The organism is Coriobacteriia bacterium (assembly GCA_013334745.1).
GTDB lineage: Bacteria > Actinomycetota > Coriobacteriia > Anaerosomatales > JAAXUF01 > JAAXWY01.
Window position 1 is genome coordinate 19,903 of record JAAXWY010000004.1, and the last position, 15,271, is coordinate 35,173.

Sequence of the window (15,271 nt, forward strand, 5' to 3'; positions counted from 1 at the left end):
GCGCGGTGACTCGTGCCTCACAAGGTTCATCGGCAGGGGAGGGCGAGGGGTTGAGTGTGGGAATTCTCAGCATGTGACGGGCGTCTCACTTCGACCCGGACCGGGGACCAGCGGGCCGGGTGGCGAGTTAGCGCGGTGCCGTAATGGATACATAGTGATGAGGTACCGCGCCGGGGAATCACGCTTCCGGGTGAGTGCGCGGACACGGGGATGATCGGCTATCACGGAGGAGGAACCATGAGGAAGAGGACGTTTGCGGCCTTCGCGGTCGCTGTCGTCGTGTGCGCGGCTCTGCCAAGCGTCGCGATGGCGAAGGAGGCCGTGAAGCTCAACGGCTTCGCTTCAACGCACACGGTGATCAGGGGCAACAATCTGCGGGAGCTCGGGACCATCACGAGCGATCCCAACGCTGCTCACTGGAACAGGCACTCCGTCGTCAGGGTCCAGCGCAAGCTCGACGGAGTGTGGCGCACGCTCGTTCGCGTTCGCCCCACCGAGAAGGGCAACATCTCGTTTGCGCTCACGAAGCCGAAGGCCGGATCGTATCGGTTGTGGTATCCGGGCTGTGACCACTACCGGTCCAAGACGCGCGAGTTCACGATCAAGATCCGCGACACCAAGTACGATCCGAAGCTCGCCGTCGGCGCGCCTTCGTTCTTCCGCATCCTGCAACCGACGGCGCTCAACTGGATGATGCTTCAGGCTCCCGTCACATCGGGCGTCTCGGCCGACAAACTCGTGGGCGGCTACCTGCTTACCCGCAGCTATGGCAGCACGAACGGCGTCGACTACTACGAGACCTACGCGCTGGAGAACCCGTTCAGTTTCGGTGGGTCCAACGCGGTCACGGTCGCGCCCGTACCCGTCAATCCCTGGAACGGCGACACATATGTGATGTACACGCACTTCAAAGTGCGTGTGAACTGGTCGGGCAATGCCTTCACCAAGTCGGCATCGGTGCTCTCGACCGCAATGGCCCCTGTGCAGTAGTACCGGGTGCGCACACTGACGCAACGAGAAGGGGCGGCCGCTGTGGCCGCCCCTTTGTCTGCAACGGTGGTACAGGCACGGCCTACTCCTCGACGCCGTCCTCGCTACGGATCTGCGCGCGCTTGATCTTGCCGCTGATCGTCTTGGGCAGCTCGTCGACGAACTCGACAACGCGCGGGTACTTGTAGGGGGCGGTCGTCTTCTTGACGTGCTCCTGCAGCTCCTTGACGAGTTCGTCTGACGGCTCGAAGCCCTTTGCGAGGATGCACGTCGCCTTCACGACGATGCCGCGCATCGGGTCAGGCGCGCCGGTGACCGCGCACTCGACGACCGCAGGATGCTCGATGAGCGCGCTCTCGACCTCGAACGGGCCGATGCGGTAGCCGCTCGCCTTGATGACGTCGTCGTTGCGGCCCACGAACGTGTAGTAGCCGTCCGAGTCGCGCCACGCGACGTCACCAGTGTCGTAGTAGTCGCCGCCCACGGCTTCTCGGCTGCGCTCTTCGTCGTGGTAGTAGCCCATGAACAGGCCGGGAGGCCAGGCCTCCTCGAGGCCGGTCACGCAGATCATGCCTTCCTCGCCGTCCGCGCACTCGTGGCCGTCCTCATCGGAGAGCAGCTTGATGTTGTAGAGCGGCGAGGGCATGCCCATCGAGCCCGGCTTGGGGTCGAGCCACGGCCACGTCGCCACGAGCACGACGCTCTCGGTCTGCCCGAAGCCCTCGCGGATGCGGTGGCCGGTATGGTCGAGCCACTGCTTCGTGACCTCGGGGTTGAGCGGCTCACCGGCGGTCGTCCACTTGTGCACCGAGGACAGGTCGTATGCCGAGACGTCCTCCTGCAGCATGAAGCGGTACATCGTGGGAGGCGCGCAGAAGGTGGTGAGCTTGTAGTCGGCGATCTTCTGCAGCAGGGTCGCCGGCACGAACTTCTTCATGTCGTAGCCGAACACGGTCGCGCCGCAGATCCACTGACCGTAGATCTTGCCCCAACCGAACTTCGCCCAGCCCGAGTCCGAGACGGACAGGTGCAGGGTGTCCTCCTTGACCTGCTGCCAGTAGCGCGCGGTCATGATGTGCCCGAGCGGGTGCGTGAACGTGTGACGCACCATTTTGGGAGGGCCGGTCGTGCCCGAGGTGAAGTACAGGATCATCGTGTCGTCGTTGGTGGTGCGGTCTTCGCCGTCGGGACGCGCGAACTCATCGGACTCGCCCTCGAGCAACCCGTTGAAATCGACCCAGCCCTCACGCTCGCCGGCGACCACGAGGCGGCTCGTGACGGTGGGACACTCGGGAAGCGCGCCCTCCATCTGCTCGATGACGTAGTCGTCGTCGACGCACGCCACCATCTCGACGCCCGCGCTCTGGCAGCGGTAGATGATGTCTTTGGTGGTGAGCATCATCGACGCCGGGATGATGATGGCGCCGAGCTTGGCGAGAGCGATCGCTCCCACCCAGTACTCCCAGCGGCGCCGTAGCACGAACATGACGACCGAGCCCTTGCCGATACCCAGCTTCGACCAGGCGTTGGCGGTCTGGTTCGACAGGCGCGAGAGCTCGGCGAAGGTGAAGACCCGCTCGTTGCCGTCGTCGTCACACCACACTAGTGCGCGCTTGTCCGGCTCGACCGCCGCCCACTCGTCGACCACGTCGAAGCCGAAGTTGAAGCCCTCGGGAGCCTCGATGCGGAAGTTCTCGGCGAAGTCCTCGTAGGAGTGGAACTCGGTGCGCGGGCAGAACTTGTTCAGCAGGTGGTCCATGGCGATCGGTCTCCCCCTACGCTATTCGGCGATGATCGTGACGAACTGGGCGGGCGTGCTTCCGTTGCACTTCTGGCCATGCGGGTGCGTCGGGTTGAAGTAGATGCTGTCGCCGACATCAAGCGTGATCTCTCGGTCGTCGAAGGTCAGCACGATGCTGCCGGACAGCACCATGTTGAACTCCTGGCCCGTGTGGGTGACGAGCGCCGCGGGCTCTTCGGTGGGATCGAGCGTGACGAGTAGCGGCTGCATGACCTTGCGGCTGAACAGCCATGCGAGGTCCTGGTAGCGATAGCCGGGGTGCCTGCTGACCGGGCGCCCGGAGCCGGCCTTGACCACCTGGTAGGTGTCGAGCCGTGCATCCGTGCCCGAGAGGATCTCGGAGAGGTCTACGCCGAACCTACTGGCGATGTGGTAGACCGCCGAGATCGGGATGTCGGCCCCGGTGTCCTCGTAGGCGGCGTACGTCTCAGCCGAGACGCCGAGCTCGGTCGCGAGTTCGTCGCGCGTGATGTCGCACGCCTCGCGCAGCCCCCTGATGCGCAGCCCAATCTGCGTGAAATCGGTGTTCATGGTGTAGACCCCTCTCGTCTTCGCCGAGCAGTTAAAGCCACTCGCGAGCGCGTGTTCGCGCCGGCGGATGGCGCTACTTACATCTCGCAGGTGCCGCCTTCCATGCCCAGCGCGAGTGCCTTGCGGTTGGGCTCGAGCAGTTGCTGGCGCTTGGGCGGAACCGACTTCACGATCGCCTTGTCGAGCGCGTCGATGGCGCAGAAGCCAAGCTCCTTGAGGAGCGTCCCCACGAGCACGACGTTTGCGAGGCCCTTGAGGCCGTTGTCCTCGGCGAGCTGGGTCGCGGGAATCGTGATGATGGTGACGTCGGCGCGCTGTGGCACGTTGGGGATCATGGTCGAGTCGACGATGATCGTGCCTCCGGGAATGACGTCGGCGTAGAACTTGTCCAGCGACGGCTGGTTCATCGCGATGAGCACGTCGGGCTCGAGTACGAGCGGTGAGCCGATGGGTTCATCGGAGAGGCAGACACTGCAGTTCGCGGTGCCGCCACGCATCTCGGGACCGTAGCTGGGCAGCCACGAGATCTCGCGGCCTTCGATGAGGCCGGCCTCGGCGATGAGTTTGCCGGCGAACAGCACGCCCTGGCCGCCGAATCCGGCGAGAAGCACGTTGAGGGTGGTCATCAGACGTCACCTGCCTGTGAGCCGACCTCGCCGGGTGCGTCCTCGAACGGCGGCTCGGACGCCTCGATGGGCTCGGTGCACGGGTCGCACTCCGGCTCGGCATCGCGAGCGAGCGCGGCTTCGGCCACGTCGGCGAAGCCCTCGGCCTTCACGTCGCGGTACACGCCGAGCGGGTAGTGCGGCAGCATGTTCTCGCGCAGCCACTCCATCGCGTCGGTTGGCGCCAGACCCCAGTTGGTCGGGCAGGTCGAGACGACCTCGATGATGGTGTAGCCGACGCCTTCGATCTGGTACTCGAACGCCTTCTTGATGGCTTTCTTCGCGGCACGCACGTTGCGCGGCGTGTCCATGCTCACCCGCTGTGCGAGCGCGACGCCGTCGAGCGTTGCGAGCATCTCGCAGACGCGGATGGGGAAGCCGTCAGAGCTCACGTCGCGCCCGTAGGGGCTTGTCTGCGTGACTTGCTTCGCGAGCGACGTCGGCGCCATCTGGCCGCCGGTCATGCCGTAGATCGCGTTGTTGACGAAGATGACGGTGATGTTGTCGCCGCGGCTAGCGGCGTGCACCGTCTCGGCCATGCCGATCGAGGCCAGATCGCCGTCACCCTGGTAGGTGAAGACGGTGTTGGCGGGGTTCACACGCTTGATGGCGGTCGCGACCGCCGGTGCGCGGCCGTGGGCTGCCTGGATCATGTCGCACGCGAAGAACTCGTAGGCGAGCACCGAGCAGCCGACCGGAGCGACGCCGATGGTCGTGCCCTCGATGCCGAGCTCGTCGAGCGCCTCGGCGACGAGGCGGTGCGTGATGCCGTGGGTGCAGCCGGGGCAGTAGGTGAAGGGCACGTCGCAGAGGGCGTGCGGACGCTCGAAGACGGTCTTCATCGGGCGTCACCTCCCGTCTTTGCCGCCGAGCAGCGCTCGGCGAGCGCCTCGATGTTCGCGAGCACCTCGGCGGGCGTGGGGATGATGCCGCCGGCGCGCCCGAAGAACTCGACGGGCACGCGGCCGTTCACGGCCAGGCGCACGTCGTCGACCATCTGGCCCATGTTCATCTCGACGGTCAGGACCGCGCATGCTGTGCCCAGCGATGCCTCGATCGCATCGGTGGGGAACGGCCAGAGCGTGATGGGGCGGATGAGGCCGACATTGATGCCCGCCTCTCGCGCCTTGTTCACGGCACTGCGGGCGATACGTGCGCAGGCGCCGAACGCCACGAGCACGATCTCCGCATCATCGACCAGGAACGTCTCGGCGCGCTGCTCGTTGGCCTTGATGGTCTCGTAACGCTCGAAGCGCTCGACGCTGAAGCGCTCGAGGTCCTCGGGCTTGAGGTGCAGCGAGTTGACGATGTTGTGTGGGCGCTGGTTCTTGTGACCCGTGAGCGCCCACGGCTTCTCGGGGAACTCGGTCTTGCGCTCAGGCAGTACGACCGGCTCCATCATCTGGCCGAGCATGCCGTCGGCCAGGATCATGACCGGCGTGCGGTACGTGTCGGCGAGGTCGAACGCCTCGAAGACGTCGTCGGCCATCTCCTGGACGGTCGAAGGCGCGAGCACGATGAGGTGGAAGTCGCCGTGGCCGGTCGCCCGTGTGGCCTGCCAGTAGTCCGACTGCGACGGCTGGATGCCGCCGAGGCCCGGGCCGCCGCGCTGGATGTTGACGATGACGCCGGGCAGGTCGGCGCCGGCCATGTAGGAGATGCCTTCGCCCTTGAGCGAGATACCCGGCGAGCTCGACGAGGTCATCGCCCGAGCGCCCGCAGCCGCCGCGCCGTACACCATGTTGATCGCGGCGATCTCGCTCTCGGCCTGCAGGTACGTGCCGCCTTCCTTGGCCATGCGCTTCGCCATGTACGCGGCGACCTCGGTCTGCGGGGTGATCGGGTATCCGAAGAAGCACCGGCATCCCGCTCGGATCGCGGACTCGGCGAGCGCCTCGTTACCCTTCATCAGGATCTTCTCGGCCACGGGATCACCCCTTCTCTACGGTGATCGCGACGTCCGGGCACATGAGTGCGCAGTTCTCGCACGCGGTGCACGCCGACTCGTCGGTGAGCATGGCGGGGTGGTAGCCCTTGGGCGTGATCTTGTCGGGATCGAGCACGATGATGTGGCGTGGACAGGCTTCCACGCACAACCCGCATCCCTTGCAGTACTGCTCGTCGACCACGATCCTCGACATCGTTATCCGATCTCCTCGTGCGGCTGGAAGCCGGCCTCCCAGGGGGTGTGAACATAGACCTCGACAGGATATGCGTTCTCCACGAACGCTGCAGAGTCCTGCGTAGCCGCGAACTCGTCGGCGAGCGCGGCGGGTACCGTCGTGCACACCAGCGGCAGTCCGAGAAGCGCCGCCGTTTCGCGCGCGTACTCCACCGAGTCGAGCACGGTGGCCGCCGTCGTCTCGTCGCGCAGGTGCGAGTTGTTGACGATGCCGGTCGCCTTGAGGTGCGACGCGGTCTCGATCTCGCCGAGCAGCGCCGCAGCTTCGGCCGGCGTCGCCGTGAGGTTGCGGTAGCGGTTGATGACGTAGAGCAGGTCGTAGTCGAGTGCGGTCGCCTCGCGCGCGAACCTTCCGAGAGCGGTCGCACCCGCGTCGTCCCCGCCGACGTCAATGATGACGGCGCCCTCGGTATCGAATGCCGAGTACATCGAAGCAGGTAGCGATGGGGAGTCCAGCGTGGTGCCCGCGAAGGTAGGAGCGATGACACGCACTCCCGCGCGCTCGAGCATCGCCGCGTAGTCCGACGAGCGGAAATACGGGTTGACGACGTCGAGGTCGACGAGCGTTACCGCCGGGTACTTCGCCACCGAGTCGAGGGCGAGGTTGACTGAGAGGTTGGTCTTGCCACAGCCGTAGTGGCCGGTCACCACCACAAACGGTTTGAGATCAGGCATGTGGGGCACGGGAGGGCTCCTCGGGAGTAAAGCGCGGCGCACGCATTGTAAGTGTTCGCGGGCGCGCGGGAGTGCTTGCGTCGTCGCGCGGCGGGAATGACGGTCTCGCCACCGCGCGCTTGCGTGACGAGCAGGCAACCGTCCCTGGCTTAGAGGTTGTCGCCCACATCGCCCACGTCACCCGCGCCGCCGTGCCCTCCGGTCGCCTTCATCCCGTACATCTGACTGTCGGCTTCGGCGAGCACGCGCGAGGCATCGGAATCGGCGGCCACCACTGCGCTGCCGATACTCAGCCCGATGTCGAGGTCGTATACACGGCCCGCGGCCGCTACCGTTTCGGATAACCGGACTGCCACGAGGTCGACCGCTTCACCGCTCTTGCCCCACAGCACAACGCCGAACTCGTCGCCGCCGATTCGCGCAACAGTGTCGACTGCGCGGACCACCGATCGCATGCGCTGGGCGATGTCGGACAGCACCTTGTCGCCGAACTCGTGGCCGTAAAGATCGTTGCAGGTCTTGAAGCGGTCCACATCGGCGAAGAGAACCGTGGAGATCACGCCCCTGGCGGCGAACCGCGTAGCGCGCTCGACCTCGGACTCGAATGTCCGGCGGTTGGCCAGGCCGGTCAGTACATCGTGGCTCGCGAGATGCTCGAGCTCTCGTGTGAGGTGGTGCATCGCGGTCGTGTCGACCATCACCACGAAGGCACCGAGCTTCTTGCCGGAGTCGTCGTAGAACGGGCCGCCACCACAGGCGACATGCCGGGGCTCTTGTCCCTCGGCCTTGATGACGAGCGGCACGTCGCGGATGGTCTCTCCGCGAAACGTACGCGTGAGTGGGAGCTGGTCGGTGGGGTACGGTGTGACGCCATCGCTCTCGTACAGGCCGTAGTAGCTCGACCACTGCTCCGGCGGCAGAGCGCGCGCGTCCATGCCATGCCACGTGCGCGCAGCCGGATTGAAGACGACGAGGTCGCCGTTCTCGTCGCAGGCGACGACGGCGTTCTGCGAATGTGTGATGACCGCTCGATCGAACGCAGCCGTCTCGTGCTCGCCCCAGACGGCACCGCTGGTGGTGTGGTGCAGAGGCGGATTGGGTTCGTGCACGGCGTCCCCCAAGAATCGCTGCGCATCGTCAGATAGGGGGGAGTGTACCCTTCCTCGGCAAGTCGAGACACACCGACCAGCGCGTGTGAGGCGATGGCGGCCGGTGCCATACTGCTCGCATCAGTGAAGTCGGCTGCTTGGGAGCTTCGAGCGGCTAGGGGAGGGCGCGTGATGGAGCGGATGATCGCGCCGACAGGGGGGACACGCCGTGAGTGAAGACCACCGCGCGATACGCAGCCCCGGCCTCATCGCGGTGTTCCGCGCGCGAGGCTGGGCGCTGTGTAGCGTAGGCGTTGTGTACCAGGCACTCCTCCTCCTCGTCGTGGGCCCGATCTCTGCTGGTGCGTGGAGCTTCGCCGTGGCCCGGGCGTCGGGCTCGAGCGCAGTCGTGAACTCCGCGCTGACCCGACTCGTGACCACTCCTGTCAGCGTGCTTGCATTGGCTCTCGCTGCGCTGGCGGCCATTTCAGTCGAGCGCGTCGCTGTGGCGGCGACTGCGGCTGTGGTCGTCAATCCGGAGCAGGGTGCATGGGACGCGTTGACCGGGGCAGACAAGCACCTCGGAGAACTGCTCAGAATCGCTCTGTGGCAGTTCTGGCTGCTGCTTCTGTACTCACTTCCCGCGCTCGCGCTGGCGGGTGGTGCGTACCTGATCGCGTTCGGGCCGAGAGGACCGGTTTCCGCGTACGCGCGCAATCCCAACGGCCTGTATTGGATCGGCGGAGTGCTTGGTGTCGTGCTGGTTTCGATGTGGGTGTATCTCGCGCTACGCTGGGTGTTCTCCGTACAAGCATTCGTCGAACAGGGCTATCGCGGCCGAGCAGCACTGCGGCGCAGCCGTGAACTCACCGCCGGTCGCTGGGTGCGAATCGGCGGCTCGATCGCCGCGTTGGTTCTGGGGCTGATGCTCGCGGGCGTTGTGGTTTCGCTCGTCTCGCGCCTTGCGGTCATGAGCGCGAGTGGCAGCGTGGGCTGGCTGGCAGTGTGGCTCGCGGTGAACTCCATGCTGAGTGCGGCGCTCGCGGTTCTCATCTTCAGCGCGCTTCAAGCTTTGGTCATGTCGCGCTACCTGCGGGCTCGCAGCAGGTCGATAGCGCCGTCATCTGCCGAGCGAGCAGGTCGGGCACCATGGACGGCCATCGGATTGATCGTTCTCGCCGCGGCGACAGTGGGTGCGCTCGGCGTCCTGGTCGTCAGCGTGACGCTTGGGGGACCCATTGCGCCGACCCAGATCGAGCTCATCGCACACCGCGCGGGCGAGGCGTATGCGCCCGAGAACACCGTCGCCGCCGTCGAGCAGGCGCGCAAGGACAACGCCGACCGCCTCGAGTTCGATGTGCAGCGCACGAGCGACGGCCAACTCGTGGTCGTCCACGACGCGGACCTGCTGCGCCTGAGCGGCAAGGACATCTCCGTGGGCGGATCCACCCTAGCCGAGGTGCAGGCAGTCGACATCGGAAAGGGCCAGCACGTCCCCACGCTCATCGAGTTCCTCGACGCCGCCGGCGACACGCCTCTCGCGCTCGAGATCAAGACGCACCCCGGCGACAAGCAGTCGACCGAGGAGGTTGTGACGTTGCTTCAGGCTCGCGGTGCCATCGACCGGACGGTGCTGCTTTCGCTTGACCCCGCGATTACCGACCTCGCGCATCGCAAAGAACCCCGCCTTCGCACCGCCGATCTCGTCTCGGTGGCCATCGGGCAGGTGCCGCTGCTGCCATCCGACGTGATAGCGCCTACGTCCTCGATGGCCTCGACGCTGTTCGTCTCGGCGGCACACTCCGCCGGCAGGAAGGTCTGGGTGTGGTCGCTGACCGACGATGCCATGGTGCGCGAAGCGGCGATGCGCGGAGTGGACGGAATCATCACGAGCGACGTGCCTCGCACTCGCGAGGTGCTCGCCGAGATGGGAGCGCTCTCCGCCGAGGAGGTCCGGGCCCGACGCGTCTCGGACCTTCTTGACGCGCTGGCGAACTAGCGCGCAGGTCCGCAACGTCGCCTCTTGACGCATTCGTTCTACGGTGTAGAATCCGCCCATGGAGTAATTCTACACTGTAGAATATCCACCGCTCAGGCCAGGACACAGGGGGTCATCATGTCCAGTGAAGAGGAACTCAGGAAGCAAGCACTCCACCGTATCGGTGAGCGGCGCTCGTTCTACATGAGTCTGGCGGTGTACGTCGTCGTGAACGCGGTGCTCGTAGGCGTCTGGTTCATCAACGGGCGGGGCTACTTCTGGCCCGGCTGGCCCATCTTCGGCTGGGGAATCGGCGTGGCCATTCAAGGATTCCGAGCACTCGTGAACCCGGATGGCCCGAGTGAGGCCGACGTGCAGCGCGAGATGGACAAGATGAGGGGCAAGTCCTAGCGGGCGAGTCGGGCTGAAGCCACGCGCAGGAAGGAGTCGCCATGACTACGACACAGAGCCAATCGCTGCGACACGTGAGAGTGATCCGGTGGATCATGCGTGGGATCGGTGCGCTGGTAGCGCTGCTTATGGCTGCGTTGTTCCTCGAAGACGGCGCGCCGCTCTTTCTCTTCGCAACCGATCCACTCCACATGACGGTTCTTGCCATCACACTCGCCGGGCTGATCATCGGCTGGTTCGCAGACCTGCCCGCCGCCATCGTGCTCATCGGAGGGACCGCGGCTGATTGGGTCATCAACAGCGTGCGGTTTGGGGCGCCGATGTCTGACCTCGGCCCGGTTGTGTCGCTGTTGCCGATCTTCGGCTTTGTGTACCTGTACTGCTGGTGGCGCAGTCGACCTGCGAAGGCCGAGCAGACGCCCGAATGAGCTTTCGTTAAGTCTCCATAATATTCACACGCTTTGAGAGCACCTTTGGCTCGCGCCTTGCGCATAGGGGGTCACGTAGAGGAACCCAGCGCAAGGACCGTGTGGAACGTGCGTTTCGCCCCAACTGCCCGACCCATCCGACGAGCGCTGCGCCCAACGAGCGCGCTCGTTGTCGTCGTTGCGTGTGCACTGTCGTTTGGCGTGGCCTCGGCGTTCGCCGAGACACCCCACGTGCAGGCCAAGATCGACAGCCAGAGCTGCGCTGCGTGTCACACGGCCCATCGCGACCTCGCGTATCGCGAGACGGACGGAGTTCTGGCAGCCGATAGCCCAACCGCCGGATGCCTCGCTTGCCACACGGGGGCCAACGCAAGCGCCGGCAACGTTGCGACGGGCACACGAGACTCCTTCGCCCTCCCGAGCGGTCATTCGCTTGAGACAACGAGTGCATCGGGACTTCACATCGGCGGCTGCGAGACGTGCCATGACTCGCACGGCGCATCATCCGACGGGCGCATGCTCGCGAACCGCAGGATCAACGGAGTCGACGTCGAGGACGGCGGGCCGGCTGTCTGCCTCGCATGTCACGACGCGGGCGACTCCTGGTACGGCGCGGACTACCCTTCCACCTCGGCGCCCACGCGTGACGCGACCGGCTATCCGGTCTCGGGCACGTGGACCGGTCCGGCCACCTGGGCCTCCGATACCAACGCGCACAGCCGCATCCCGACCTCCGCAGTCGCAGTCAGCGCGGAGACCACCGCTACGCGGCGTGAAGGCGACTGTCTCTACTGCCATGCGGCACACCGCGGACCCAATGCGTATGACGCGCTCGCCACGACGCTCACCGTCCCCACGCAGGCGACCCTCGCGGCCGATCAGTCGCGGGGCGACTACGCAGCGCTTTGCCTCAGTTGCCACGGCGCCGATCGCACCGGTCCGGCCGCCACCACCGTCGACATCGAGCGCTACGTGACATCCGGGCGCGCGGGCGCGGGCCACCGTATCGTGACCGCAGGCGGCACGTTGCCGGTCGGTTCGCCGATGCCGTGCTTCGAGTGCCACAACCCGCACGGCTCCAAGCGGGGCAACAGCGCACAGATATCCGATGAGCTCGGGGCATCGCTCGAGACCTCCTCGGCGGCAGGCGAGCGCGCGTTCTGCTTCACCTGCCACACCACGAGCGACACCGGCACCGGCTGGGACAGCGGGGCTGCCGAGTATGCGACGCCCGGCACCGAGACTGTCGTCGGTCTCGCGCGTGATGGCGGCGCGCTGCACCTGAGCGCGACGAGTGGCCATGCCGAAGCGGACGCGCAGGCGTGTGGCGAGTGCCACGGGCAGAGCTATGCGGCAGGCGGGTACAACGTGCACGACCTGTCGCCCGACGGAACTGCAGCAGTCGCTACCGATACGATCGCGCCTCTCACAGTCGCCAATCTCGAGGCCTCCGCACGGGGCACCGTCTCATTGGTCGCTACCGACACGGGCTCGGGAGTCGAAGCCACGTACTACTCGCTCGACGGCGGTGCCGTCACAAGCGGGACCGTTCTTGCGACGAGCGTCGAGGGCACGCACGCGGTGCAGTTCTTCTCGGTCGACTCGGCGAGCAACGTTGAAACGCCGACCGTGACGACGTTCACCGTCGATACCGTCGCGCCGATCACAGCGAGCGACGTGGCGACCGAGTACTCGGGAGTTGCGACGATCACGCTCTCGGCGACCGATGCGACGGGCACGGGCGTGGCCGAGACCCGCTGGAGCCTCGACGGCGGTGACATCGCGACCGGTACGGTGCTGGCGACCGATACGGTCGGACCACACACCCTCGAGTTCGGCTCAGTGGACGTAGCGGGCAATGTCGAGGCAACGCAGACGGTCGTCTTCTCCATCACGGCGATGCCCACACCTGAAGAGCCGCCCGCATCGGAACAGCCTACGATCACGATGCCGCCCTCCGTGGAGTCGACGGTCACACCATCGTTCTTCGTGCAGCCAGCGACTGCGCCCACGCTCCTCGGATTGTTCCGACGCGAGGATCTGGCGGGTTCGCACGCAACGTAGCGTCGGGAGAGCCGGCGCGACGTCCCCACTCCACCTGCCTGTTTGCCCCACTCCACCTGCGGTGCTACTATCTGTCCTCGCGCTACGCGGGTGTGGCGGAATGGCAGACGCGCATGGTTCAGGTCCATGTGGGGGCAACCCCGTGAAGGTTCAACTCCTTTCACCCGCACCACGAAATGACGGCAGCCCTATCCCCTCGGGGGTAGGGCTGCCTTGTTGTTGCAGGTGAAGTCGCAGGGCTCGGGCTAGACTGCAGGTCCCAAGTACCGTGAGCCGCCGAACCCCAGCATCGGGTAGAAGATGCCGCCGAGGAACAGCAGGCCGAGGAAGTACCCGAAGCCGTGACCGAACACCTTCGCCAGATTCCACGTGATCATGATCGCGATCACGAAGTTGACGAAGGGGATCAGCATGAGCAGCAGCCACCACCACGGGCGACCGACGATCTTGAGCAGTACGAAGATGTTGTAGATCGGCACGATCGCCGCCCAGCCGGGCTCGCCGGCCTTCGCGAAGATCTTCCACAGCCCCACGAGGTAGAGAACGGCCCACGCCGCGTAAATCAGGCCGAACGTCCCGCTGAACAGACCGGTGATCAGACCGGTGCTGTCGCCGAAAGCGCTGGTTGCCATTGTCGGCTCCTCTCGGTGTCGAACGGTTCAACACTCGGTAGGTGCATACCCCTACACGCATTCGGTAACACGACGACCGTCACACTTCGGCGAGCGACATCGACGGCGACCACAGTGCGCTGCTAGCATTCACGCAAGGGCGGCCAGACGGTAGTGCTCGGGGATTCCTCGGAGCTTTCGCCCGAATCGCGGATGAGTCGGAGGGGTCTTCATGCGCAGAATCACAGCTTTGGGTTTAGTGCTGGTTATGGTGGTCGCGGTATTCGCACTTTCGGGTTGCCAGCAGATGGCACAGAAAGCGACCGAGGCCGCTGTTGAGAAGGCGACCGGCGTCAAGGTCGATACGAACGCAGGCACCATCAGCACGACCGATGAGGACGGCAACACGACCGAGCTCTCCGCCGCCGAGGGCACCTACCCCGATGGCTTCCCGTCGGACTTCCCGCAGTACGCCAACGGCAAGGTCGACTCGGGGCTCAAGGGCAGTACGAACGGCGAGGAGAGCTTCACGGTCATCATCATGACCGCCGACGCCGCGGCTGATGTCTTCAAGTGGTACACCGACGAGCTGAAGTCCGCGGGCTGGAAGATCGACCAGTCGATGGACGGCACCAACTCGGAGGCCGCCTTCGCAAGCATCGTGGCGATCAAGGACGGTCAGAAGGCGGGCATCACGATCAGCCGCGCCCAGGACGATCCCGAGACCTCGATCATGGTCGGGCTGGGTCCGGACAAGAAGTAGGGCGCACCGCACCCACCGCGCGACAACGCACGAAGGGCCGCATCCGAGATTCGGGTGCGGCCCTTCTTCACGTTCACGGGGACTACTCCTGGTGGTGCGTGCCCACCTTCACGAACGTGCCGTGCCGGTACTCGTCGAATGCGGTCTCGAGTTCTTCTCGGGTGTTCATCACGATCGGTCCGCCCCAGGCGATGGGTTCGCCGAGCGGGGCTCCACTGATGAGCAGGAATCTCGCGCTGTCTTTGCCCGCACGGGCCAAGACCACGTCACCGTCGTTGAACAGCACGACGGTTCCTTGCTCGGCGCAGATCGTCTCGGCGCCTTCCGGCCCGAAGCACGCCGACCCTTCGAAGAGGTACGCGAACACCGTGTGCCCCGGCGTGGTCGGGTGCGTCAACGACTTGCCCGGGAGAAGCGTCACGTCGAGGTACTCCGGGCCGGCGACGATGTCTCTCACGGGCCCCTCGACTCCGTCGACCTCGCCGCAGATCACGCGCACGCTCGAGTCCGGCGTGACGATCGAGGGGATGTCGTCGGAGGGGACGCCGCAGTAGCGCGGGTCGGTCATCTTGTGGCGTGCGGGGAGGTTCGCCCACAACTGGAAGCCGCCCATGCGGCCCGTTGCGTCGCCCTCGGGCATCTCCTGGTGGACCACTCCGCTTCCGGCCGTCATCCACTGCACGTCGCCCGCGCCGATGCGGCCCTTGTTGCCGAGCGAGTCGCTGTGCTCGACCTCGCCGTCGATGACGTAGGTGATCGTCTCGATGCCGCGATGCGGGTGCCACGGGAAGCCCGCGCTGTACTTCGCAGGGTCATCGCCGCGGAAGTCATCGAGCATGAGGAAGGGATCGAACAGCTCCTCGCGGCCGAAACCGAACGCGCGCCTCAGGTGCACGCCGGCGCCCTCCAGGGTGGGCTGCGATGCGAACACTGCTCGGACAGTTCTGGTCGTCGTCAACGTGGCTCCTCTCGGCAGGTGCTGCCGACTAAAGCGAGGCGCGTGCCAGAATCATTACAGAATCCGTAAGGATTGCTGCCGCGAGTCAGGCGCAGCCCGCGGGCTTGCGTTGTCGCGCCGAAACCT

16 protein-coding genes and 1 tRNA gene are annotated in these 15,271 nt (G+C 65.7%); 7 read left to right on the top strand and 10 right to left on the bottom strand.

Annotation, left to right across the window (positions count from 1 at the left end; genetic code table 11):
* Positions 1-237 precede the first annotated feature (237 nt).
* Positions 238-990, top strand: coding sequence for a hypothetical protein (locus HGB10_02300; protein ID NTU70641.1), 753 nt, complete (start codon positions 238-240; stop codon positions 988-990).
* 82 nt (positions 991-1,072) lie between these two features.
* Here HGB10_02300 and HGB10_02305 read toward each other — a convergent pair whose 3' ends face one another.
* The 8 genes from HGB10_02305 to HGB10_02340 form a co-directional block, all read right to left on the bottom strand.
* A complete protein-coding gene (locus HGB10_02305; GenBank protein NTU70642.1) occupies positions 1,073-2,749 on the bottom strand; it encodes an AMP-binding protein in 1,677 nt (558 codons plus the stop codon).
* A 21-nt stretch (positions 2,750-2,770) separates the two neighbouring features.
* Entirely contained in the window at positions 2,771-3,322 is a 552-nt protein-coding gene (locus HGB10_02310; protein ID NTU70643.1) for a cupin domain-containing protein, read from the bottom strand.
* 77 nt (positions 3,323-3,399) lie between these two features.
* Entirely contained in the window at positions 3,400-3,948 is a 549-nt protein-coding gene (locus HGB10_02315) for a 2-oxoacid:ferredoxin oxidoreductase subunit gamma (protein ID NTU70644.1), read from the bottom strand.
* The gene (locus tag HGB10_02320; protein ID NTU70645.1) at positions 3,948-4,829 is read right to left on the bottom strand and encodes a 2-oxoglutarate oxidoreductase; all 882 of its coding nucleotides are present in this window, start codon (positions 4,827-4,829) and stop codon (positions 3,948-3,950) included. The genes HGB10_02315 and HGB10_02320 overlap by 1 nt, the downstream gene beginning before the upstream one ends.
* Positions 4,826-5,914: a 3-methyl-2-oxobutanoate dehydrogenase subunit VorB gene (locus HGB10_02325; GenBank protein NTU70646.1), complete on the bottom strand. Its 1,089-nt coding sequence runs from the start codon at positions 5,912-5,914 to the stop codon at positions 4,826-4,828. The genes HGB10_02320 and HGB10_02325 overlap by 4 nt, the downstream gene beginning before the upstream one ends.
* Positions 5,915-5,918: 4 nt before the next feature.
* Positions 5,919-6,128 carry a ferredoxin family protein gene (locus HGB10_02330; protein ID NTU70647.1) on the bottom strand — a complete coding sequence of 70 codons (210 nt, stop codon included), beginning with the start codon at positions 6,126-6,128 and terminating at the stop codon, positions 5,919-5,921.
* A gap of 2 nt (positions 6,129-6,130) precedes the next feature.
* Positions 6,131-6,844: a ParA family protein gene (locus HGB10_02335; GenBank protein NTU70648.1), complete on the bottom strand. Its 714-nt coding sequence runs from the start codon at positions 6,842-6,844 to the stop codon at positions 6,131-6,133.
* Between the two features lie 149 nt (positions 6,845-6,993).
* The gene (locus HGB10_02340; GenBank protein ID NTU70649.1) at positions 6,994-7,953 is read right to left on the bottom strand and encodes a diguanylate cyclase; all 960 of its coding nucleotides are present in this window, start codon (positions 7,951-7,953) and stop codon (positions 6,994-6,996) included.
* A 208-nt stretch (positions 7,954-8,161) separates the two neighbouring features.
* Between HGB10_02340 and HGB10_02345 the strand changes: the two genes are divergently transcribed.
* The 5 genes from HGB10_02345 to HGB10_02365 all read left to right on the top strand — a co-directional run bounded on the left by HGB10_02345 (position 8,162) and on the right by HGB10_02365 (position 12,985).
* Positions 8,162-9,931: a hypothetical protein gene (locus HGB10_02345; protein NTU70650.1), complete on the top strand. Its 1,770-nt coding sequence runs from the start codon at positions 8,162-8,164 to the stop codon at positions 9,929-9,931.
* A gap of 117 nt (positions 9,932-10,048) precedes the next feature.
* Complete coding sequence (locus HGB10_02350) at positions 10,049-10,321, top strand: 2TM domain-containing protein (protein NTU70651.1); 273 nt, start codon at positions 10,049-10,051, stop codon at positions 10,319-10,321.
* Positions 10,322-10,362: 41 nt separating this feature from the next.
* Positions 10,363-10,749: a hypothetical protein gene (locus HGB10_02355; GenBank protein NTU70652.1), complete on the top strand. Its 387-nt coding sequence runs from the start codon at positions 10,363-10,365 to the stop codon at positions 10,747-10,749.
* A 108-nt stretch (positions 10,750-10,857) separates the two neighbouring features.
* Positions 10,858-12,813, top strand: coding sequence for a cytochrome c3 family protein (locus HGB10_02360; GenBank protein ID NTU70653.1), 1,956 nt, complete (start codon positions 10,858-10,860; stop codon positions 12,811-12,813).
* A gap of 86 nt (positions 12,814-12,899) precedes the next feature.
* Positions 12,900-12,985, top strand: a tRNA-Leu gene (locus HGB10_02365).
* 73 nt (positions 12,986-13,058) lie between these two features.
* Here HGB10_02365 and HGB10_02370 read toward each other — a convergent pair.
* Entirely contained in the window at positions 13,059-13,445 is a 387-nt protein-coding gene (locus tag HGB10_02370; protein NTU70654.1) for a signal peptidase I, read from the bottom strand.
* 211 nt (positions 13,446-13,656) lie between these two features.
* Between HGB10_02370 and HGB10_02375 the strand changes: the two genes are divergently transcribed.
* Entirely contained in the window at positions 13,657-14,187 is a 531-nt protein-coding gene (locus tag HGB10_02375; protein NTU70655.1) for a hypothetical protein, read from the top strand.
* Positions 14,188-14,269: 82 nt separating this feature from the next.
* On the opposite strand, the gene HGB10_02380 is transcribed toward HGB10_02375, so the two are convergent.
* Positions 14,270-15,145 carry a pirin family protein gene (locus tag HGB10_02380; protein NTU70656.1) on the bottom strand — a complete coding sequence of 292 codons (876 nt, stop codon included), beginning with the start codon at positions 15,143-15,145 and terminating at the stop codon, positions 14,270-14,272.
* Positions 15,146-15,271: the final 126 nt, after the last annotated feature.

Bases quoted from the DNA above. Each gene is read 5' to 3' on its own strand.
- HGB10_02300 (NTU70641.1), top strand. From the start codon at position 238: ATGAGGAAGAGGACGTTTGCGGCCTTCGCGGTCGCTGTCGTCGTGTGC.
- HGB10_02305 (NTU70642.1), bottom strand. From the start codon at position 2,749: ATGGACCACCTGCTGAACAAGTTCTGCCCGCGCACCGAGTTCCACTCC.
- HGB10_02310 (NTU70643.1), bottom strand. From the start codon at position 3,322: ATGAACACCGATTTCACGCAGATTGGGCTGCGCATCAGGGGGCTGCGC.
- HGB10_02315 (NTU70644.1), bottom strand. From the start codon at position 3,948: ATGACCACCCTCAACGTGCTTCTCGCCGGATTCGGCGGCCAGGGCGTG.
- HGB10_02320 (NTU70645.1), bottom strand. From the start codon at position 4,829: ATGAAGACCGTCTTCGAGCGTCCGCACGCCCTCTGCGACGTGCCCTTC.
- HGB10_02330 (NTU70647.1), bottom strand. From the start codon at position 6,128: ATGTCGAGGATCGTGGTCGACGAGCAGTACTGCAAGGGATGCGGGTTG.
- HGB10_02335 (NTU70648.1), bottom strand. From the start codon at position 6,844: ATGCCTGATCTCAAACCGTTTGTGGTGGTGACCGGCCACTACGGCTGT.
- HGB10_02350 (NTU70651.1), top strand. From the start codon at position 10,049: ATGTCCAGTGAAGAGGAACTCAGGAAGCAAGCACTCCACCGTATCGGT.
- HGB10_02355 (NTU70652.1), top strand. From the start codon at position 10,363: ATGACTACGACACAGAGCCAATCGCTGCGACACGTGAGAGTGATCCGG.
- HGB10_02370 (NTU70654.1), bottom strand. From the start codon at position 13,445: ATGGCAACCAGCGCTTTCGGCGACAGCACCGGTCTGATCACCGGTCTG.
- HGB10_02375 (NTU70655.1), top strand. From the start codon at position 13,657: ATGCGCAGAATCACAGCTTTGGGTTTAGTGCTGGTTATGGTGGTCGCG.